We start from the raw sequence: 17,917 nt of genomic DNA, 5'->3' as shown, positions 1-17,917 counted from the left end.
ATTGTTCAACGATTTTAACGTTCTTTTGTTAACATCACAATATAGTATTATACTATAAATTTTAACAAAATACTAGTAATAATTTCTTATCCTTGCTTTTGCTTATGCTTAGGATTTTCACAGATAACCATTACTTTTCCTTTTCTTTTTATTACTTTACATTTTTCACATATTGGTTTTACTGATGGTCTAACCTTCATTATTAATCCCTCCTTAGACTAAATATTAATATAGTCTACTTCTTACGCCAAGTAATTCTTCCTCTTGTCAGGTCATATGGAGAAAGTTCAACATTCACCTTGTCACCTTCAAGAATTCTTATGAAGTTCATTCTTAGCTTTCCAGAAATGTGGCATAATATCTCATGTCCATTTTCTAGTTTAACTTTGAACATAGCATTAGGTAAAGCTTCTGAAACTGTACCTTCTAATTCTATAACATCTTTTTTGGCCATTAACTAACCAGCCCTCCATTTCAATAAGTTAAATCATCTAATTTAACTTAGTAAGTTCAGCTCTTAAAAAAGAATCTGTAATTTCTTGTCCAGATACTACTCTTTTTCTAACTTCATCATTAATAAAATTATATTTTTTTAAGTGCTTCACTTTCTTTAACTTAGGTTTGTCAAGTTTTCTTTTCTTTCCATCAGCTATTAATACATATTCATTATTAACTATTTTGACTACGAAAAATAAATTTCCTTTGTCGCGTCCTAATGAAACTTTAACAACTTGACCTATACTTAAATTATCTGATAGCACTTTTTTCACCTACTTTTTAAATTACAACTTTGTCAATATCAAAGGTTCATGTTCAGTAATTGCTATCGTATGCTCATAATGAGCTGATTTCTTTCCATCTATTGTAACAGTCGTCCACCCATCTGATAGAGTCTTTACATGATAACGACCTGCATTAACCATTGGCTCTATAGCAATAACCATTCCTTCTCTAAGTCTTGGTCCTTTTCCTGGGAGTCCATAATTAGGTACTTGTGGATCCTCATGAAGATTTGCTCCAACTCCATGCCCCACCAAATCTCTAACTACTGAGAAACCATGTTTCTCAACGTGTGTTTGTACTGCGTGTGAGATATCTGAAAGTCTATATCCTAATTTAGCAAATTTTATTCCTTCATAGAAGCTTTCTCTAGTTACTTCTATCAATTTCCTATCTTCTTCAGATATCATGCCTACTCCGTGAGTTTTCGCAGAATCACCATGATATCCTTTATAATAGGCTCCTATATCTAAGCTTATAATGTCCCCTTCTTTTAATATGGTTTCTCCTGGAATCCCATGTACTACTTCTCTATTGATAGAAGCACATATACTTCCTGGAAAACCTCCATATCCTTTAAAAGAAGGTTCTGCATTATATTTTCTTATATTCTCTTCAGCTATTTTATCTAATTCTAAAGTAGATATTCCCGGAGAAATAGCTTTTCTTAAAACTTCATGAGTATCAGCAACAATTTTGCCAGCTTCTCTTAGAAGTTCTATTTCTTTTTTTGATTTCAAGATAATCATTTATTTTCCACTTCCTAAAGCTGAGACAATATCTTCAAATACTTTATCTATTGCTTGGTCACCTTTTATATCTGCTATTATACCTTGTTTTCCATAATAGTCTACTAAAGGTTTCGTTTCATCTAGATAAACTTGTATTCTCTTAGATACAGTTTCTTCATTATCATCAGCTCTTTGATATAATTCTCCTTGGCATACATCACATACACCTTCTACTTTAGGAGGATTAAACTCAACATGGTAAGTAGCTCCACAAGACTTACATATTCTTCTACCAACTGCTCTAGATACTAGTATGCTCTTGTCAACTTCAATATTAACAACTTTATCTAGTTCTATACCAGTATCTTTTAAGAATATATCTAAGTGTTCTCCTTGTGCTACATTTCTTGGAAATCCATCTAACATAAATCCATTTTTACAGTCTTCTTGAGATATTCTATCAGTAACTAAACCTACAGTTAACTCATCTGGTACTAATAAACCTTGGTCCATGTATTCTTTAGCTTTCTTTCCAAGTTCTGTTCCCTCTTTTATATTCTTTCTGAATATATCTCCTGTTGATATATGAGGTATATTGTATTTTTCTACTATTCCTGCCGCCTGAGTACCTTTACCAGCACCTGGAGGTCCAAGTAATATTATTCTCATATTATCCATCTCCATTTTATTTTAAGAAACCTTGATAGCTTCTCATAACTAAGTTTGACTCTAACTGTCTCTTAAGTTCCAAAGCAACCCCAACAACGATTAACAATGAAGTCCCAGCTAGACTCATATTTACTTTCATATAATGTGTTGTAAGAGCTGGCACCATAGCAATTATTGCTAAGAAAGTAGCTCCAGCTAAAGTTAATCTAGTTAAAATTCTATTTAAATAATCCATAGTAGGTTCACCTGGTCTTATACCTGGAATGAATCCACCATTATTTTTCATATTTTTAGATATGTCTTCTGTATTGAATGATACAGTTGTATAAAAATATGAGAAGAAAATTATAAGTAGAATCTCAATTGATCTATATGTCCAGAATCCTTGTTCTGTTGCCATACTTAAGTATTTTTGAACAAAAGCTTGAGCATTTGACCCCATAAACATAGCTATTGTTTGAGGAAAAGCTAAAAGTGAACTAGCAAAAATTATAGGCATAACTCCTGATTGGTTAACTTTCATTGGTATATGAGAACTTTGTCCTCCATACATTTTTCTTCCAACAACTCTTTTAGCATATTGTACAGGTATCTTTCTAGTTGCTTCTTGTATAAATGTAACTCCTGTAACTGTAAGTAATATAACTACAATTAGAATTACTATAACCCAAGGTGCAACGTCACCAGATTTAACTTGTTGTACGATTTTAATAACATCTGTAGGTATTCTTGATATTATACCTGCAAATATTATTACTGAACTACCATTACCAATTCCTTTTTCAGTAATTTTGTCCCCAATCCACATTACTAACATACTTGCTGAAACTAATGTTATTACAACAGTTGATATAAAAAACACACTATTTGATATTAAAGCACTTCTTACAATTCCTAATGTAATTCCCAAAGCTTGTACAACTGCTAGAGCTAGTGCTGTATATTTAGTGTACTTATTAATTTTTTTCTTTCCTTCTTCGCCAGATTTTTGAAGTTCTGCTAGACTTTCAAAACCTACTGTTAGAAGTTGTATTATGATTGATGCAGTGATATATGGGCTTATACCTAAAGCAAATAGTGAAAAGTTACTAAATGCTCCACCAGTAAACATATTATACAGAGAAAGTAGACTATTGCCGCCTACCATCTTTTGTATAATACTAGTGTCTATGCCTGGAACTGGTATAGTAGTACCTATTCTGAATATCACGATCATCATAAGTGTATACATTACTTTTTTTCTTACTGCTTTAATCTTCCAAGCTTGTTTTAATTTTGACAGCACGCTAATTCACCCCGCCTGTACTGGCTAGGAGATTAGCAGGTTATTATACTAACTCTGCTTTTCCACCAGCTTTTTCTATTTTTTCTTGAGCTGAAGCTGTAAATTTAGCAGCTTTAACAGTTAAAGCTTTCTCTAAATTACCTTCACCTAAGATTTTGATTCCGTCTTTACCTATTTTGCTTATAGTTTTAGTAGATTTTAATAATTCTGCAGTTATTTCTGTTCCATTTTCAAATCTATTTAAAACTTCAACATTAACTTCTGTGTAAACTTTCTTAAATATGTTATTGAAACCTCTCTTAGGAAGTCTTCTAGCTAGTGGCATTTGTCCACCTTCAAATCCTACTCTTACTCCACCACCAGAACGAGACCATTGACCTTTTTGTCCACGTCCTGCAGTTTTACCTTGTCCAGTTGCAGTACCTCTACCTAATCTTCTCTTAGCTCTTACTGCACCTTCAGCAGGTTTTAACTCATGTAACTTCATGGATTGCACCTCCTTGCACTACTTTATAAAAATTATTCAGCTATTTCAGTTACTTCTAATAAGTGACTTACTTTATTTATCATACCTCTTGTTTGGGCATTGTCTTCTTTTACAACAACTTGCTCTCTTTTTCTTAATCCTAACGCTTCAACATTCTTTTTTTGGTTAGGAGTAGTTCCTATAACACTTCTAACTAACTTTATTTGTAATTTAGCCATTTTACACTACCTCCTTACCCTAGAAGTTCTTCAACTTTTTTACCTCTAAGTTTAGCTATATCTTCAACTGTTTTTAGAGAATTAAGTCCTTCTATTGTAGCATTTACCATATTTCTTGGATTGTTAGATCCTAAAGATTTAGCTCTAACGTCTTTTAGTCCAGCTAACTCAAGTACGGCTCTAGCAGGTCCCCCAGCTATTACTCCTGTACCTTCTACAGCAGGCATTATTAATATATTTCCAGCACCAAAGTGTCCGCGTACTTCGTGAGGAATTGTAGTCCCAACTATTGGCACTACTATTAGATTTTTCTTAGCATCTTCAACTGCTTTTTTTATAGCGTCTGGTACTTCCATTGCTTTCCCAGCACCTATACCAACGTGTCCGTTTTCATCTCCAACAACTACTAACGCTGCAAATCTGAAGTTTCTACCACCTTTTACAACCTTAGTAACACGTCTTACTTCAACAACTTTTTCTTGTAAGTCAAGTTGTCCTGCATCTATCGGCTTACGACGTAGCATGTATTTTTCCCTCCTTCGTATTAGAACTTAAGACCAGCTTCTCTAGCACCTTCAGCTAATTCTTGAATTCTTCCATGATATAAGTATCCACCTCTGTCAAATACAACTTCAGTGATTCCTTTTTCAACAGCTTTTTTAGCAACTAATTCTCCAACTTTCTTAGCTGCTTCCTTGTTTCCTGTATGATTGACAGCACTCTTAACTTCTGCGTCTAAAGAAGATGCAGCAACTAGAGTTACTCTTTGTGTGTCATCTATTATTTGAGCATATATATTGTTAGCACTTCTAAATACACATAATCTTGGTCTTTGAGAAGTACCGCTTATTTTTCTACGAACTCTCTTATGTCTTTGAAGTCTATTAGCATTTTTATCAGCCTTTTTTAACACCTAGCTCACTCCTTTCTAGCGTTTAAGTTTTGGTATTATTTTTTACCAGTTTTTCCTTCTTTACGTCTGATTACTTCATCAACGTATTTTATACCTTTACCTTTGTATGGCTCTGGTTTTCTCCAAGCTCTTATCTTAGCAGCATAATTTCCTACTAATTGCTTGTCTATACCTTTTACTATTAACTCTGTTTGGTTTGGAGCTTCAACAGTTATTCCTTCTGGATCTTCCATTTCAACTGGATGAGAGAAACCTAAGTTCATAACTAATTTCTTTCCTTGTTTTTGAGCTCTATATCCAACACCTTTTAATTCTAATTTCTTTTCGAAACCAGTATTTACACCTACAACCATATTATCTAATAAAGTTCTAGTTAATCCGTGTAAAGATCTATGTTTTTTATTATCAGTTGGTCTTTCAACCATTATTGTATTTTCTTCTTTTTTTATGTTTAACTCAGCACTTAATTGTTTAGTTAAAGTTCCTTTTGGACCTTTTACTGTAACTAAATTTCCTTCAGCTATAGTAACTTCAACACCTGCTGGTATTATTATTGGCTTAACACCTATTCTTGACATGGTCGCACCTCCTTACATTGTTCATATTAATTACCAAACGTAGCAGATTACTTCTCCACCAACATTTTCTTTTCTAGCTTGCTTGTCAGTTAATATTCCTTTTGAAGTAGATATAACTGATATTCCTAATCCGTTTAATACTTTTGGTATCTCGTGATTAGCAGCGTAAACTCTCATACCAGGCTTAGATATTTTCTTAAGACCTGTTATAACTCTTTCGCCTTCTTGTCCGTACTTTAATTGTATTCTTATGATACCTTGTTTTCCGTCTTCTATAACATCATAACCTCTTATGAAACCTTCTTCTAATAAGATTCTAGCTAACTCTTTCTTAATATTAGAAGCTGGAACATCTACAGTTTCATGCTTAACAACATTAGCATTTCTTATACGAGTAAGCATATCTGCAATTGGATCTGTCATTGTCATTTTGTTGCCCTCCTTCCATTCTAATCAAGCTTCTACCAGCTTGCTTTTCTAACACCAGGTATTTGACCTTTATAAGCTAATTCTCTAAAGCATATACGGCATATACCAAATTTTTTCAAAACTGAATGCGGTCTTCCGCATATAGTACATCTAGTGTATTCTCTAGTAGCGTACTTTTGCTTTCTTTGTTGTTTAACAACCATCGCTTTTCTAGCCACGGGAATCCCTCCTTTGCTTACTTAGAAAATGGCATTCCTAATAATTTTAATAATTCACGAGCTTCTTCGTCAGTTTTCGCTGTAGTAACAAATATTATATCCATTCCTCTTACTTTATCTATTTTATCATATTCTATTTCAGGGAATATTAATTGTTCTTTAACTCCTAAAGCATAGTTTCCTCTACCATCAAAAGCGTTAGGGTTAACTCCTCTAAAGTCTCTAACTCTTGGTAAAGAAACAGAAACTAGTTTGTCCATAAAGTAGAACATTTTGTCAGCTCTTAATGTAACTTTTGTTCCTATTGGCATTCCTTCTCTTAATTTGAAGTTAGCAACAGATTTTCTAGCTTTAGTTATAACAGGTTTTTGTCCTGATATTATTTCTAATTCTTCAACGCCTTTTTCTAATCCTTTTGGATTTTCTCTAGCGTCACCTATACCCATGTTAATAACTATTTTATCTAACTTAGGTATCTCCATTACGTTTTTGTATCCAAATTTCTCCATTAAAGCAGGAGCAACTTCTTTCATGTATTTTTCTTGTAATCTAGAAGCCATTTAAGGTCCCTCCTTTCAAGCAATATTTATTATAATTCTTTTCCGCTCTTTGCTGATACTCTTACTTTGTTCCCATCTTTTACTTCATATCTTACTCTAACGCCTTTTCCTGTTTCAGGATCAAATGGCATTACATTAGATATGTGTATTGGGGCTTCTTTATTTATTATTCCACCTTGTTGGTTCATAGCACTTGGTTTTTGATGTTTAGTTATTACATTTACACCTTCAACTAACACTTTGCTAGCTTTAGGATATACCTTTAAAACTGAACCTTTTTTACCTTTATCTTTACCTGCTATAACTACAACAGTGTCACCTTTTTTAACACGCATCATGTCCTATTGCACCTCCTTAATTATAGTACTTCTGGAGCAAGAGAAACTATTTTCATGAATTCATTGTCTCTTAACTCTCTAGCAACAGGCCCGAATATACGAGTCCCTACTGGAGTTTTATCGTCTTTTATTATAACAGCTGCATTCTCATCAAAAGAAATATAACTTCCATCATTACGTCTCATGCCTTGTTTAGTTCTCACTATAACAGCTTTAACAACTTTACCTTTTTTTACAACTCCACCAGGTGTTGCACTTTTAACAGTAGCAACTATAACGTCACCTATGTTACCATATCTTCTTTTACTTCCGCCTAGAACACGTATACATAAAATTTCTTTAGCTCCTGAGTTATCAGCAACTCTTAGACGTGATTCTTGTTGTATCATATCGTAATCCCTCCTTCTTCAAAAACTATTTCACTTTCTCAACAACTTCAACTAGTCTAAATCTCTTGTCTTTTGATAAAGGTCTAGTTTCCATTATTTTAACTCTATCTCCGATGTTACATATATTCTTTTCATCATGAGCCTTGAATTTCTTAGTTCTCTTAACACGTTTATTATATAGTGGATGACGTACAAACTCTTCAACAGCTACTACTATTGTTTTATCCATCTTATCACTAACAACACGGCCTATTCTAACTTTTCTTCTTCCTCTTTCCATGTTTAAAAAGCCTCCTTTCCAAATTAAGCTCTAGTTTCGTATAACTTTCTTTCAGCAAGAACAGTTTTAACTTTTGCTATATCCTTCTTAACAAACTTTATTCTAGCTGTATTTTCTAATTGACCAGTAGCTAATTGGAATCTTAAGCTAAATAATTCACTTTTGAAGTCGTTTAATTTGTTCATTAGCTCTTCGCTTGTTAAATCTCTTAATTCTTTAGCTTTCATCCTATTCACCACCCTTTACTTCTAAATCTTCTTTTTTCACAAATTTACATTTGATTGGTAATTTATGTGCAGCAAGTCTCATAGCTTCTCTTGCCTTATCTTCAGAAACACCCGCTAATTCAAACATAACTCTTCCTGGCTTAACTACAGCTACCCAATATTCTGGAGAACCTTTCCCTGCACCCATACGAGTTTCTGCTGGTTTTCTTGTTACTGGTTTATGAGGGAATATTTTTATCCAAACCTTTCCCCCTCTTTTTATATATCTAGTCATCGCGATTCTGGCAGCTTCTATTTGATTAGAAGTTATCCAAGAAGCTTCTAAAGCTACTAATCCAAACTCACCATAAGTAACTTTGTTACCTTTATGAGCTTGCCCAGCCATACTTCCTCTATGAACTCTACGACGCTTTACTCTTTTTGGCATTAACATGAGTATTTTTCCTCCTTCCTTGAACCTAACTATTATTAATTTCCTTTGTTTTCAGTTCTTTGAGGTCTTGATCCACCTTGAGGTCTTTGTCCTCTGTAGTTTCCTCTGTTATCATTTCCTCTATTATCATTTCCTCTATAGTTTCTATTGTCATTTCCTCTTCTATCGTTTCTTCTGTTATCTCTCTTATTGTCTCTTCTATCGCTCTTTCTGCTTTCTTCTCTTGGATTTACACCGTCTCTAGTTGGTAAAACTTCACCATTACATATCCAAACTTTTATACCGATTTTTCCATAAGTAGTATCAGCTTCAGCGAAACCATAATCTATATCTGCTCTTAAAGTTTGTAGTGGCACATTTCCTTCACTATAACCTTCAGTTCTAGCCATCTCAGCTCCACCTAATCTTCCTGAAGCAGAAACTTTTATTCCTTTAGCACCAGATTTCATTGCTCTTTGTATAGCTTGTTTCATTGCTCTTCTGAAAGCAACTCTTCTCTCTATAGCTAAAGCTATATTTTCAGCTACTAATTGAGCATTTTTATCTGTACTTCTTACTTCTACTATATTAACTATTATAGTTTTCTTTGTCATTTTTTCTAATTCAACTTTTAATGCTTCGATTCCTGCACCAGCTCTTCCTATAACTACTCCTGGCTTAGCAACGTGTAAGTCCATTTTTATTTTGTTAGCTGATCTTTCTATTTCTATCTTAGCAACTCCAGCTGAGTATAATCTTTTCTTTAAGAATTTACGTATATTATGGTCTTCTAATAATAAGTTTCCGAACTCTTTTTTATCAGTAGCGAACCATCTTGAGTCCCAATCTTTTATAACACCGACTCTTAAGCCGTGTGGATTAACCTTTTGACCCATTACTTTCCCTCCTATCTATTAATTATTTTTTCTCTTTAACAACAACCTCTATATGAGAAGTTCTTTTTCTTATTGTAGTTGCACGACCCATAGCTCTAGGCATGAATCTCTTCATTGTTGGTCCTTGATTAGCAACTATTGATGCTATATATAATTTTTCAGTATCCATTTCGTGATTGTTTTCTGCGTTAGCTTTAGCTGATTTTACAACCTTAGCTATTATTGAAGCTGCTCCTCTTGGAGTAAACTTTAATATTGCTAATGCTTCATCAACATTCTTTCCTCTAACAAGGTCACATATTTGGCCTGCTTTTCTTGGTGATACACGTACGTATTTAGCAGTAGCTTTTGCTTCCATTGTTATTCCTCCTTTCTTAGTCATAATTTAATTATTTTCTCTTATTAGATTTTTCGTCATCCTTATGTCCTTTGAAAGTTCTAGTAGGAACGAACTCACCTAATTTATGTCCAACCATATCTTCTGTTATATATACTGGAACATGTTTTCTTCCATCATGAACAGCTATAGTGTTTTCTACCATTTGTGGAAATACAGTTGAAGATCTTGACCAAGTTTTTATAACTTCTTTACTTCCACTAGCATTCATAGCTTCTATCTTCTTTAAAAGTCTTGCATGGACAAAAGGCCCTTTTTTAGTTGATCTTGACATTTATATTCCTCCTTTCCGAGCAAAAATAAATTTACTACTTAGTTCTTCTTGATACTATTAATTTATTTGAAGCTTTATTTTTCTTTCTAGTTTTGTATCCAAGAGCTGGTTTACCCCATGGAGTAACAGGAGATGGTCTACCTATTGGAGATCTACCTTCCCCTCCACCGTGTGGATGGTCATTAGGGTTCATTACAGAACCTCTTACAGTAGGTCTTATTCCCATATGTCTTTTTCTTCCTGCTTTACCGATAACTACGTTACCGTGCTCTATATTTCCAACTTGTCCTATAGTAGCTTTACAGTTTATGCTTACTAATCTCATCTCACCTGATGGTAATCTTAATAAAGCATTTTTTCCTTCTTTAGCCATTAATTGTGCAGAAACTCCAGCAGATCTAACTAATTGAGCTCCTTTTCCTGGCTTTAATTCTATATTATGAATGATAGTACCAACTGGCATATCTTTTAATGCTAAACAGTTTCCTGGTTTTATATCAGCACCTAATCCTGACAATATAGTATCTCCAACGTTAATTCCAACTGGAGCTAATATATATCTTTTTTCTCCATCAGCATAGTTTAATAATGCGATATTTGCAGTTCTGTTTGGATCATATTCTATAGTAGCAACCTTAGCAGGTATACCATCTTTATCTCTTTTAAAATCTATTATTCTATATTTTCTTTTTTGTCCTCCACCTCTATGACGAACAGTTATTCTACCATGTACGTTTCTACCAGCATTTTTCTTTAAGTTAACTAAAAGAGATTTTTCTGGTTGGTTACATGTTATTTCATCAGAAACTAAAACTGTCATTTGTCTTAAGGCAGGAGAAGTTGGTCTAAACTTTTTTATAGCCATCTGTTTTCCCTCCTTCGTTTGTTATAATACTACATTCCTTGGAAGAATTCTATTTCTTTACTATCAGCAGTTAACTTAACTACTGCTTTCTTAAAGCTTGATGTTCTTCCTTGAGTTCTACCCATTCTTTTAACTTTTCCATCGTAGTTTAAAGTATTTACTTTATCAACACTAACTCCGAATACTTTTTCTACTGCTTTTTTTATTTCAGTTTTGTTCGCATCTTTAGCCACAACAAAAGTGTATTTTTTTTCACCCATTTCAGCCATACTGTGCTCAGTTACAACTGGTCTTATTATTACATCATGTGGATTAGTCATTATGCGTACACCTCCTCCACTTTTTTAACAGCATCTGTAGTTATTATGAATGAATCATATTTTAATATGTCATATACATTCATAGTATTAACTAATGCAGTTTGAACACCTTCTATATTTCTAGCTGATTTTATTATGTTATCATTTTTGTCAGCTATAACTACTAAAGCTTTTTTAGCAGCATTTATATTATTTAATATTTGAGCGAATTCTTTAGTTTTAGGAGCATCCATGTTTAATGCATCTAATACTATAACTTCACTATTTTGTATTTTTGAAGATAAAGCACTCTTCATAGCTAATCTTCTTACCTTCTTAGGTAATGTATATCTGTAGCTTCTTGGCTTAGGTGCAAAAGCAACTCCTCCACCTACCCATTGTACAGATCTTGTAGAACCTTGTCTTGCTCTACCTGTTCCTTTTTGTTTCCAAGGTTTTCTTCCGCCACCTCTAACTTCTGCTCTAGTTTTAGCAGATTGAGTTCCTTGTCTCTTATTTGCTAATTGATTTTTTACAACTTCGTATAAAACATGTCCATTAACTTCTACGCCAAATATAGAATCTGATAATTCTATTTCTCCAACGTTTTGTCCACTAACATTTAGTACATTTAATTTTGGCATTGTTATTCCTCCTTTCTCTAGGTTAGTCATTATTTAGAAACCTTTACAGCTTCTTTTATAGTTACTACTGAACCTTTAGCTCCTGGTATAGCTCCCTTAACTAATATAAGGTTCTTATCAGCATCTACTTTAACAACCTCTAAGTTTTGAACTGTTACCTTTACGCTTCCCATGTGTCCAGCTAATTTTTTGTTTTTAAATACTCTACCAGGGTAAGAACAAGCTCCCATTGAACCTGGTCTTCTGTGGTATCTAGAACCGTGAGTTTCAGGACCTCTACTTTGTCCATGTCTTTTTATTGGACCTTGGAATCCCTTACCTTTACTTATTCCAGTAACATCTATTTTTGCACCTGCTTCAAATACATCAGCTTTTATTTCTTGTCCTACTGTGTATCCTTCTACAGAATCTACTCTAAATTCTTTTAAATGTTTCTTTAAAACATTAGCAGCAGCTAAATGTCCTTTTTTAGGTTTGTTTAAAGCTTTTTCTTTAGCATCTTCGAAACCTATTTGTATAGCATTGTATCCATCTTTATCAACTGTTTTTATTTGAGTAACGACCATAGGTCCTGCTTCAACAGCTGTTACAGGTATAACTACACCTTTATCAGTGAATATTTGAGTCATACCAACTTTTTTTCCTAATATTCCTTTCATATTAGCACCTCCTATAATTCTTACAGCGGATTACATCTTTTAGAGTAATCATTCTAAGATAATCATCTATAGGATAATATCTTAGGGGTTCTTATAATTTTATTTCTATATCTACACCTGCTGGTAAGTCTAATCTCATTAATGAGTCAACTGTTTTAGGTGTTGGATTAGCTATGTCGATTAGTCTTTTATGAGTTCTTATTTCAAATTGTTCTCTAGAGTCTTTGTACTTATGTACAGCTCTTAATATAGTTACAACTTGTTTTTCTGTTGGTAGAGGCACAGGTCCTGAAACTTGTGATCCAGCCTTTTTAGCAGTTTCAACTATTTTCCCTGCTGAAAAATCTAATAATTTGTGATCATATGATTTTAATCTTATTCTTATTTTTTCATTCTTAGCCATTTTGTTTTCCCTCCTTTATCACGTGTTTAATTTTCAAGTTGCGTACAACCAATACCGATACACTGCTCCGGGTGTGTTGTAACTTTCAAATCGATATTAGTTCGTATTTCACTAGGATTTAATTCTTATTTTCTTAATCTCTCAAGCACACTATTATATTTTATATCATCTGTTACATTTTTTCAAGTTTTTTTTATATTTTTTTCAATTTTATTTTCTATTACAACAGCATAACCTCAGACTTGATTGTTAATCTGTCTCAAGGCACTAGTTTAGTATATATGCTTTAGTGCTACTTGTCAACAAAAAACAAAAAAGAGAGGTGTTACCCCCTCTTTTTCTATATTAAATCCATTAGTTTAGTAAAAGATTACTCTACTATTGTAGCAACAACTCCTGAAGCTACTGTTCTTCCACCTTCTCTTATTGAGAATCTTAATCCCTCTTCTACAACTATTGAGTTTATTAAGTCTACTTCCATTGTTACGTTATCTCCAGGCATTACCATTTCTATTCCATCTGGTAATTTACAAGCTCCTGTTACGTCTGTTGTTCTGAAATAGAATTGTGGTCTATATCCATCAAAGAATGGTGTATGTCTTCCACCCTCTTCTTTTTTAAGTACATATACTTCTGCTGTAAACTTTGTGTGTGCCTTTACTGATCCAGTTTTTGCTAGTACTTGTCCTCTTTCTATCTCGTTTCTTTGTACACCTCTTAATAATGCTCCTATATTATCACCTGCTTGTGCTTGGTCTAATAATTTTCTGAACATCTCTACTCCTGTTACTACTACTTTTCTTGGTGCTTCTGTTAATCCTACTAATTCTACTTCGTCTTGTACTTTTAGTACTCCTCTTTCTACTCTTCCTGTTGCAACTGTTCCTCTTCCTGTGATTGAGAATACGTCCTCTACTGGCATTAAGAATGGCTTGTCTGTATCTCTCTCTGGTGCTGGAATATACTCATCTATTTGCTCGAATAATTCTACTATCTTATTTCCCCACTCGCTCTTTGGATCTTCTAATGCCATTAATGCTGATCCTCTTACTATTGGAGTATCATCTCCTGGGAAATCATATTCTGTTAATAAATCTCTTACTTCCATTTCTACTAATTCTAATAACTCTTCATCATCTACCATGTCACATTTGTTTAAGAATACTACTATATATGGTACACCAACTTGTCTTGATAATAGTATATGCTCTCTTGTTTGTGGCATTGGTCCATCTGTTGCTGAACAAACTAATATTGCTCCGTCCATTTGTGCTGCTCCTGTTATCATGTTCTTAACGTAGTCAGCATGTCCTGGGCAGTCAACGTGTGCGTAGTGTCTGTTTGGAGTCTCATACTCAACGTGTGCTGTTGATATTGTGATTCCTCTTTCTCTTTCTTCTGGAGCTTTATCTATGTTTGCGAAATCTACTGCTTCTCCTAATTGGTATCTGTCATATAATGTTTTTGTTATTGCTGCTGTTAATGTAGTTTTACCGTGGTCAACGTGTCCTATTGTACCTATATTAACATGAGGTTTTGTTCTTTCGTATTTAGCTTTAGCCATTTTGAATTTCCTCCCTTTATCTTGTGCGATATGAGATATATCTCATATCGCTGATTATTTTTTATATTTATATTATTAATTATTTTTAAATTATTTTCCTTCAGCTATTTTCTTAGCAACTGAAGCTGGAACTTGCTCATAGTGATCGAATATCATTGTATAAGTTGCACGACCTTGAGTTGAAGATCTTAGGTCTGTTGAGTATCCAAACATTTCTGAAAGTGGAACGAATGCATTTATAACTTGTGCACCACTTCTAGCTTCCATACCTTGAATTAATCCTCTTCTTGAGTTTAAGTCACCCATAACATCTCCCATGTAATCTTCAGGAGTAACAACTTCTACTTTGAAGTAAGGCTCTAAAAGAACTGCATTACCTTTCTTCATAGCATCTTTGAATGCCATTGAACCAGCCATTTTAAACGCCATCTCAGAAGAGTCAACCTCATGGTAAGAACCATCATATAACTCAACAGCAACGTCTACAACTGGATAACCAGCAACTATACCAGATTGCATAGCTCCTTGTATACCCATGTCAACTGGACCAACATATTCTTTTGGTACAGATCCACCAACAGTTTTGTTTGTGAACTTGTATCCTTCACCTGGCTCTTGAGGAGCAACTCTAATCTTAACGTGACCGTATTGTCCTCTACCACCTGATTGCTTAGAGTACTTGTATTCAACATCAACTGGTTGAGTTATAGTTTCTCTATATGCAACTTGTGGTGCACCAACTTTAGCTTCTACTTTGAATTCTCTTAATAATCTATCTACTATTATCTCTAAGTGTAACTCACCCATACCAGATATTATAGTTTGTCCTGTTTCTTGGTCAGTCTTAACTGTGAAAGTTGGGTCTTCTTCAGCTAATTTTTGAAGAGCTATACCCATTTTTTCTTGAGCTGCTTTAGAGCTTGGCTCTATAGCAACAGATATAACTGGCTCAGGGAATTCCATAGATTCAAGTATTATTGGATTAGCAGGGTCACATAATGTGTCTCCAGTAGTAGTATCTTTTAATCCTACTGCTGCTGCTATATCTCCAGCATAAACTTTAGTTATTTCTTCTCTTGTATTGGCATGCATTTGTAATATACGACCAATTCTTTCTCTCTTATTCTTAGTTGCATTTAAAACATAAGAACCAGATTCTAATGTTCCAGAGTAAACTCTGAAGAACGCTAGTTTTCCAACGAATGGGTCAGTCATTATTTTGAATGCTAATGCAGAGAATGGCTCTTCATCAGAAGAATGTCTTTCAGCTTCTTCTCCATCTTCTAATATACCTTTTATAGCTGCTATATCTGTTGGTGCCGGTAAGTAATCTAAAACTGCATCTATTACTAACTGAACACCTTTATTTCTATAAGCTGTACCACAGAAAACTGGGTTCATTTCACAAGCTATAGTAGCTTTTCTTATAGCAACTTTTAATTCTTCTATAGTAGGCTCTTCACCTTCAAGGTATTTCATCATTAGTTCTTCATCAGTTTCAGCTACCGATTCAACTAATTTTTCTCTCCACTCAGTGGCTAATTCTTTCATGTCTTCTGGTATATCTGTTTCTTCCATTTCAACCCCTAGGTCGTCTTTGTATATAACAGCATCCATTTTTAATAAGTCTATTATACCTATGAATGAATCTTCTTTACCTATTGGTAATTGCATAGGAACTGCATTAGAATTTAATCTAGATTTCATCATGCTTACAACATTGTAGAAATCTGCACCTAATATATCCATTTTATTTACAAAAGCTATTCTAGGTACTCCATAAGTTTCAGCTTGTCTCCATACATTTTCTGATTGAGGCTCAACTCCACCTTTTGCACAGAATACAGCAACTGAACCGTCAAGAACTCTTAGAGATCTTTCAACTTCAACTGTGAAGTCCACGTGTCCAGGAGTATCTATTATATTTATTCTATGGTCTTTCCATGAAGCAGTAGTAGCAGCAGAAGTTATTGTTATACCTCTTTCCTTTTCTTGCTCCATCCAGTCCATTTGAGAAGCTCCTTCATGAGTTTCTCCTATTTTATGAGTTTGCCCAGTATAAAACAGAATTCTTTCTGTAGTAGTAGTTTTTCCTGCATCTATATGAGCCATGATTCCTATATTCCTAGTTCTTTCCAAAGGAAACTTTCTAGCCATGGTTATCCTCCTTATGATATCCTCAATTTTATAAGATATCTATATATCCTACCATCTGTAATGAGCAAATGCTTTATTAGCCTCTGCCATTTTATGAGTATCTTCTTTTTTCTTAACTGAAGCTCCAGTGTTGTTAGCTGCATCCATTATTTCTTTAGCAAGCTTATCAACCATTCCTTTTTCTCCACGAGCTCTAGTGTATTTTACTAGCCATCTTAAACCTAATGTTTGTCTTCTTTCAGGTCTAACTTCGATTGGTACTTGGTAGTTTGCTCCACCAACTCTTCTTGCTTTTACTTCTAAAACAGGCATTATATTGTCCATTGCTTTATTAAATACTTCTAAAGCTTCTTCTCCTGTCTTTTCAGCAATAACTGCGAAAGCATCATAAACTATACTTTGAGACTTTCCTTTTTTTCCGTCTACCATTAGATTATTTATTAATTTAGTAACTACCTTACTCCCATACATAGGATCTGGTAAAACTTCTCTTTTTGGAACATTACCTTTTCTTGGCATTTCGCTTCCCTCCTTAATTATTTAACTTAAATCATAGGTACTCGACATAATTCACTTAATGCCGTGATGCCATAAATATATATATTTAAAGCACCGAACTATAATCAATCATTAATTGTTTTTACTTTTTAGCTTCTTTAGGTCTCTTCGCACCGTACTTAGATCTTGATTGTCTTCTCTTATCAACACCTGCTGTATCTAAAGTACCTCTTAGTATATGGTATCTAACCCCTGGAAGGTCTTTTACTCTTCCTCCTCTTATAAGAACAACACTATGCTCTTGTAAGTTGTGTCCTTCTCCTGGTATATAAGCAGAAACTTCTATACCATTAGTTAATCTAACTCTGGCAACTTTTCTTAAAGCTGAGTTAGGTTTCTTAGGAGTAACTGTTTTTACTGAAGTACAAACCCCTCTTTTTTGTGGGGCACTAGCGTCAGTTACTTTCTTGTTTAAAGAGTTGTAACCTTTTTGTAATGCTGGAGCAGTAGATTTCTTCTCTACCGCTTTTCTACTTTTACGAACTAATTGGTTAATTGTTGGCATCATCTGCACCTCCTTCCAAATTTTCGATCTTATCAGTGACCGCCAACTACATCAATATGAATATTCATACTGACTGATTGTAACATACGTTACTTACAATTTAATGTCTATAACACATAAATATGTGATATTAGCATTTTTCTAGCTTGATGCTTTTTAGTTTTCATTTATTGCCATCTAAA

General features: G+C 33.9%; 31 protein-coding genes. All 31 read right to left on the bottom strand.

Annotated elements, in window-relative coordinates; translation table 11 throughout:
- Positions 1-86: 86 nt before the first annotated feature.
- A complete protein-coding gene (gene rpmJ / locus ACTG45_RS00795) occupies positions 87-200 on the bottom strand; it encodes a 50S ribosomal protein L36 (protein ID WP_002509257.1) in 114 nt (37 codons plus the stop codon).
- A gap of 35 nt (positions 201-235) precedes the next feature.
- Positions 236-454 carry a translation initiation factor IF-1 gene (gene infA / locus ACTG45_RS00790; RefSeq protein WP_003421127.1) on the bottom strand — a complete coding sequence of 73 codons (219 nt, stop codon included), beginning with the start codon at positions 452-454 and terminating at the stop codon, positions 236-238.
- 37 nt (positions 455-491) lie between these two features.
- Positions 492-761, bottom strand: coding sequence for a KOW domain-containing RNA-binding protein (locus tag ACTG45_RS00785; RefSeq protein WP_021382520.1), 270 nt, complete (start codon positions 759-761; stop codon positions 492-494).
- A 21-nt stretch (positions 762-782) separates the two neighbouring features.
- Entirely contained in the window at positions 783-1,529 is a 747-nt protein-coding gene (gene map, locus ACTG45_RS00780) for a type I methionyl aminopeptidase (protein ID WP_021382516.1), read from the bottom strand.
- Positions 1,530-2,180, bottom strand: a complete 651-nt coding sequence (locus ACTG45_RS00775) for an adenylate kinase (RefSeq protein WP_021382510.1) — start codon at positions 2,178-2,180, stop codon at positions 1,530-1,532. It lies immediately after the preceding gene.
- 16 nt (positions 2,181-2,196) lie between these two features.
- On the bottom strand, positions 2,197-3,465 hold the full coding sequence (gene secY, locus ACTG45_RS00770; RefSeq protein WP_021382521.1) for a preprotein translocase subunit SecY: 1,269 nt from the start codon (positions 3,463-3,465) through the stop codon (positions 2,197-2,199).
- Positions 3,466-3,508: 43 nt separating this feature from the next.
- Positions 3,509-3,952 (bottom strand): 50S ribosomal protein L15, encoded by a 444-nt coding sequence (gene rplO / locus ACTG45_RS00765; RefSeq protein WP_003421135.1) that lies wholly within the window; start codon positions 3,950-3,952, stop codon positions 3,509-3,511.
- Between the two features lie 32 nt (positions 3,953-3,984).
- A complete protein-coding gene (gene rpmD, locus ACTG45_RS00760) occupies positions 3,985-4,170 on the bottom strand; it encodes a 50S ribosomal protein L30 (protein WP_003421137.1) in 186 nt (61 codons plus the stop codon).
- Positions 4,171-4,184: 14 nt separating this feature from the next.
- Entirely contained in the window at positions 4,185-4,694 is a 510-nt protein-coding gene (gene rpsE, locus ACTG45_RS00755) for a 30S ribosomal protein S5 (RefSeq protein ID WP_003421138.1), read from the bottom strand.
- Positions 4,695-4,714: 20 nt separating this feature from the next.
- Positions 4,715-5,083 carry a 50S ribosomal protein L18 gene (rplR, locus tag ACTG45_RS00750; protein WP_021382519.1) on the bottom strand — a complete coding sequence of 123 codons (369 nt, stop codon included), beginning with the start codon at positions 5,081-5,083 and terminating at the stop codon, positions 4,715-4,717.
- A 35-nt stretch (positions 5,084-5,118) separates the two neighbouring features.
- A complete protein-coding gene (rplF, locus tag ACTG45_RS00745; RefSeq protein WP_003435668.1) occupies positions 5,119-5,661 on the bottom strand; it encodes a 50S ribosomal protein L6 in 543 nt (180 codons plus the stop codon).
- A gap of 30 nt (positions 5,662-5,691) precedes the next feature.
- Positions 5,692-6,090 (bottom strand): 30S ribosomal protein S8, encoded by a 399-nt coding sequence (gene rpsH / locus ACTG45_RS00740; protein WP_021382525.1) that lies wholly within the window; start codon positions 6,088-6,090, stop codon positions 5,692-5,694.
- Positions 6,091-6,122: 32 nt separating this feature from the next.
- Positions 6,123-6,308, bottom strand: a complete 186-nt coding sequence (locus tag ACTG45_RS00735) for a type Z 30S ribosomal protein S14 (RefSeq protein WP_003421149.1) — start codon at positions 6,306-6,308, stop codon at positions 6,123-6,125.
- A gap of 17 nt (positions 6,309-6,325) precedes the next feature.
- A complete protein-coding gene (rplE, locus tag ACTG45_RS00730) occupies positions 6,326-6,868 on the bottom strand; it encodes a 50S ribosomal protein L5 (RefSeq protein ID WP_021382514.1) in 543 nt (180 codons plus the stop codon).
- Between the two features lie 29 nt (positions 6,869-6,897).
- Positions 6,898-7,203, bottom strand: a complete 306-nt coding sequence (rplX, locus tag ACTG45_RS00725) for a 50S ribosomal protein L24 (protein ID WP_021382513.1) — start codon at positions 7,201-7,203, stop codon at positions 6,898-6,900.
- A 23-nt stretch (positions 7,204-7,226) separates the two neighbouring features.
- The gene (gene rplN / locus ACTG45_RS00720; RefSeq protein WP_021382511.1) at positions 7,227-7,595 is read right to left on the bottom strand and encodes a 50S ribosomal protein L14; all 369 of its coding nucleotides are present in this window, start codon (positions 7,593-7,595) and stop codon (positions 7,227-7,229) included.
- A gap of 25 nt (positions 7,596-7,620) precedes the next feature.
- On the bottom strand, positions 7,621-7,875 hold the full coding sequence (gene rpsQ / locus ACTG45_RS00715) for a 30S ribosomal protein S17 (RefSeq protein WP_003421156.1): 255 nt from the start codon (positions 7,873-7,875) through the stop codon (positions 7,621-7,623).
- 23 nt (positions 7,876-7,898) lie between these two features.
- Positions 7,899-8,102, bottom strand: a complete 204-nt coding sequence (gene rpmC / locus ACTG45_RS00710) for a 50S ribosomal protein L29 (RefSeq protein WP_003421158.1) — start codon at positions 8,100-8,102, stop codon at positions 7,899-7,901.
- Between the two features lies 1 nt (position 8,103).
- Positions 8,104-8,535, bottom strand: a complete 432-nt coding sequence (rplP, locus tag ACTG45_RS00705; RefSeq protein WP_003421160.1) for a 50S ribosomal protein L16 — start codon at positions 8,533-8,535, stop codon at positions 8,104-8,106.
- A gap of 35 nt (positions 8,536-8,570) precedes the next feature.
- Positions 8,571-9,410 carry a 30S ribosomal protein S3 gene (gene rpsC, locus ACTG45_RS00700; protein WP_054268681.1) on the bottom strand — a complete coding sequence of 280 codons (840 nt, stop codon included), beginning with the start codon at positions 9,408-9,410 and terminating at the stop codon, positions 8,571-8,573.
- A 22-nt stretch (positions 9,411-9,432) separates the two neighbouring features.
- Positions 9,433-9,768: a 50S ribosomal protein L22 gene (gene rplV / locus ACTG45_RS00695; protein ID WP_009887891.1), complete on the bottom strand. Its 336-nt coding sequence runs from the start codon at positions 9,766-9,768 to the stop codon at positions 9,433-9,435.
- Positions 9,769-9,799: 31 nt separating this feature from the next.
- Positions 9,800-10,081, bottom strand: coding sequence for a 30S ribosomal protein S19 (gene rpsS, locus ACTG45_RS00690; RefSeq protein ID WP_021386634.1), 282 nt, complete (start codon positions 10,079-10,081; stop codon positions 9,800-9,802).
- Positions 10,082-10,115: 34 nt separating this feature from the next.
- Complete coding sequence (gene rplB / locus ACTG45_RS00685; protein WP_003421168.1) at positions 10,116-10,946, bottom strand: 50S ribosomal protein L2; 831 nt, start codon at positions 10,944-10,946, stop codon at positions 10,116-10,118.
- A 29-nt stretch (positions 10,947-10,975) separates the two neighbouring features.
- A complete protein-coding gene (gene rplW, locus ACTG45_RS00680; RefSeq protein ID WP_003435681.1) occupies positions 10,976-11,266 on the bottom strand; it encodes a 50S ribosomal protein L23 in 291 nt (96 codons plus the stop codon).
- On the bottom strand, positions 11,266-11,889 hold the full coding sequence (rplD, locus tag ACTG45_RS00675; protein WP_021386633.1) for a 50S ribosomal protein L4: 624 nt from the start codon (positions 11,887-11,889) through the stop codon (positions 11,266-11,268). The genes rplW and rplD overlap by 1 nt, the downstream gene beginning before the upstream one ends.
- Before the next feature lie 29 nt (positions 11,890-11,918).
- Positions 11,919-12,548, bottom strand: coding sequence for a 50S ribosomal protein L3 (gene rplC, locus ACTG45_RS00670; protein WP_021386632.1), 630 nt, complete (start codon positions 12,546-12,548; stop codon positions 11,919-11,921).
- A 91-nt stretch (positions 12,549-12,639) separates the two neighbouring features.
- Positions 12,640-12,951, bottom strand: a complete 312-nt coding sequence (gene rpsJ, locus ACTG45_RS00665) for a 30S ribosomal protein S10 (protein ID WP_003421175.1) — start codon at positions 12,949-12,951, stop codon at positions 12,640-12,642.
- 370 nt (positions 12,952-13,321) lie between these two features.
- On the bottom strand, positions 13,322-14,515 hold the full coding sequence (tuf, locus tag ACTG45_RS00660) for an elongation factor Tu (protein WP_169469762.1): 1,194 nt from the start codon (positions 14,513-14,515) through the stop codon (positions 13,322-13,324).
- 90 nt (positions 14,516-14,605) lie between these two features.
- Positions 14,606-16,672: an elongation factor G gene (fusA, locus tag ACTG45_RS00655; RefSeq protein ID WP_021382502.1), complete on the bottom strand. Its 2,067-nt coding sequence runs from the start codon at positions 16,670-16,672 to the stop codon at positions 14,606-14,608.
- A gap of 48 nt (positions 16,673-16,720) precedes the next feature.
- Complete coding sequence (gene rpsG, locus ACTG45_RS00650; RefSeq protein WP_021382504.1) at positions 16,721-17,191, bottom strand: 30S ribosomal protein S7; 471 nt, start codon at positions 17,189-17,191, stop codon at positions 16,721-16,723.
- A gap of 121 nt (positions 17,192-17,312) precedes the next feature.
- On the bottom strand, positions 17,313-17,735 hold the full coding sequence (rpsL, locus tag ACTG45_RS00645; protein WP_021382501.1) for a 30S ribosomal protein S12: 423 nt from the start codon (positions 17,733-17,735) through the stop codon (positions 17,313-17,315).
- Between the last annotated feature and the right edge of the window lie 182 nt (positions 17,736-17,917).

The sequence above is a fragment of the Clostridioides sp. LIBA-7602 genome (assembly GCF_056688945.1).
Note: the sequence above shows the minus strand (reverse complement) of the source record. Positions and strands in the feature narration are given on the sequence as shown.

Excerpts from the sequence above, each read along its gene's own strand:
- fusA (WP_021382502.1), bottom strand. The coding sequence starts at position 16,672 with ATGGCTAGAAAGTTTCCTTTGGAAAGAACTAGGAATATAGGAATCATG.
- tuf (WP_169469762.1), bottom strand. The coding sequence starts at position 14,515 with ATGGCTAAAGCTAAATACGAAAGAACAAAACCTCATGTTAATATAGGT.
- rpmD (WP_003421137.1), bottom strand. The coding sequence starts at position 4,170 with ATGGCTAAATTACAAATAAAGTTAGTTAGAAGTGTTATAGGAACTACT.
- rpmC (WP_003421158.1), bottom strand. The coding sequence starts at position 8,102 with ATGAAAGCTAAAGAATTAAGAGATTTAACAAGCGAAGAGCTAATGAAC.
- rpsQ (WP_003421156.1), bottom strand. The coding sequence starts at position 7,875 with ATGGAAAGAGGAAGAAGAAAAGTTAGAATAGGCCGTGTTGTTAGTGAT.
- rplW (WP_003435681.1), bottom strand. The coding sequence starts at position 11,266 with ATGACTAATCCACATGATGTAATAATAAGACCAGTTGTAACTGAGCAC.
- rpmJ (WP_002509257.1), bottom strand. The coding sequence starts at position 200 with ATGAAGGTTAGACCATCAGTAAAACCAATATGTGAAAAATGTAAAGTA.
- rpsJ (WP_003421175.1), bottom strand. The coding sequence starts at position 12,951 with ATGGCTAAGAATGAAAAAATAAGAATAAGATTAAAATCATATGATCAC.
- rpsC (WP_054268681.1), bottom strand. The coding sequence starts at position 9,410 with ATGGGTCAAAAGGTTAATCCACACGGCTTAAGAGTCGGTGTTATAAAA.
- rplN (WP_021382511.1), bottom strand. The coding sequence starts at position 7,595 with ATGATACAACAAGAATCACGTCTAAGAGTTGCTGATAACTCAGGAGCT.
- rplF (WP_003435668.1), bottom strand. The coding sequence starts at position 5,661 with ATGTCAAGAATAGGTGTTAAGCCAATAATAATACCAGCAGGTGTTGAA.
- map (WP_021382516.1), bottom strand. The coding sequence starts at position 1,529 with ATGATTATCTTGAAATCAAAAAAAGAAATAGAACTTCTAAGAGAAGCT.
- rplB (WP_003421168.1), bottom strand. The coding sequence starts at position 10,946 with ATGGCTATAAAAAAGTTTAGACCAACTTCTCCTGCCTTAAGACAAATG.
- rpsG (WP_021382504.1), bottom strand. The coding sequence starts at position 17,191 with ATGCCAAGAAAAGGTAATGTTCCAAAAAGAGAAGTTTTACCAGATCCT.
- infA (WP_003421127.1), bottom strand. The coding sequence starts at position 454 with ATGGCCAAAAAAGATGTTATAGAATTAGAAGGTACAGTTTCAGAAGCT.
- ACTG45_RS00775 (WP_021382510.1), bottom strand. The coding sequence starts at position 2,180 with ATGAGAATAATATTACTTGGACCTCCAGGTGCTGGTAAAGGTACTCAG.
- rpsH (WP_021382525.1), bottom strand. The coding sequence starts at position 6,090 with ATGACAATGACAGATCCAATTGCAGATATGCTTACTCGTATAAGAAAT.
- rplO (WP_003421135.1), bottom strand. The coding sequence starts at position 3,952 with ATGAAGTTACATGAGTTAAAACCTGCTGAAGGTGCAGTAAGAGCTAAG.
- rplP (WP_003421160.1), bottom strand. The coding sequence starts at position 8,535 with ATGTTAATGCCAAAAAGAGTAAAGCGTCGTAGAGTTCATAGAGGAAGT.
- rplE (WP_021382514.1), bottom strand. The coding sequence starts at position 6,868 with ATGGCTTCTAGATTACAAGAAAAATACATGAAAGAAGTTGCTCCTGCT.
- rplX (WP_021382513.1), bottom strand. The coding sequence starts at position 7,203 with ATGCGTGTTAAAAAAGGTGACACTGTTGTAGTTATAGCAGGTAAAGAT.
- rpsE (WP_003421138.1), bottom strand. The coding sequence starts at position 4,694 with ATGCTACGTCGTAAGCCGATAGATGCAGGACAACTTGACTTACAAGAA.
- rpsS (WP_021386634.1), bottom strand. The coding sequence starts at position 10,081 with ATGTCAAGATCAACTAAAAAAGGGCCTTTTGTCCATGCAAGACTTTTA.
- rplC (WP_021386632.1), bottom strand. The coding sequence starts at position 12,548 with ATGAAAGGAATATTAGGAAAAAAAGTTGGTATGACTCAAATATTCACT.
- rpsL (WP_021382501.1), bottom strand. The coding sequence starts at position 17,735 with ATGCCAACAATTAACCAATTAGTTCGTAAAAGTAGAAAAGCGGTAGAG.
- rplV (WP_009887891.1), bottom strand. The coding sequence starts at position 9,768 with ATGGAAGCAAAAGCTACTGCTAAATACGTACGTGTATCACCAAGAAAA.
- rplD (WP_021386633.1), bottom strand. The coding sequence starts at position 11,889 with ATGCCAAAATTAAATGTACTAAATGTTAGTGGACAAAACGTTGGAGAA.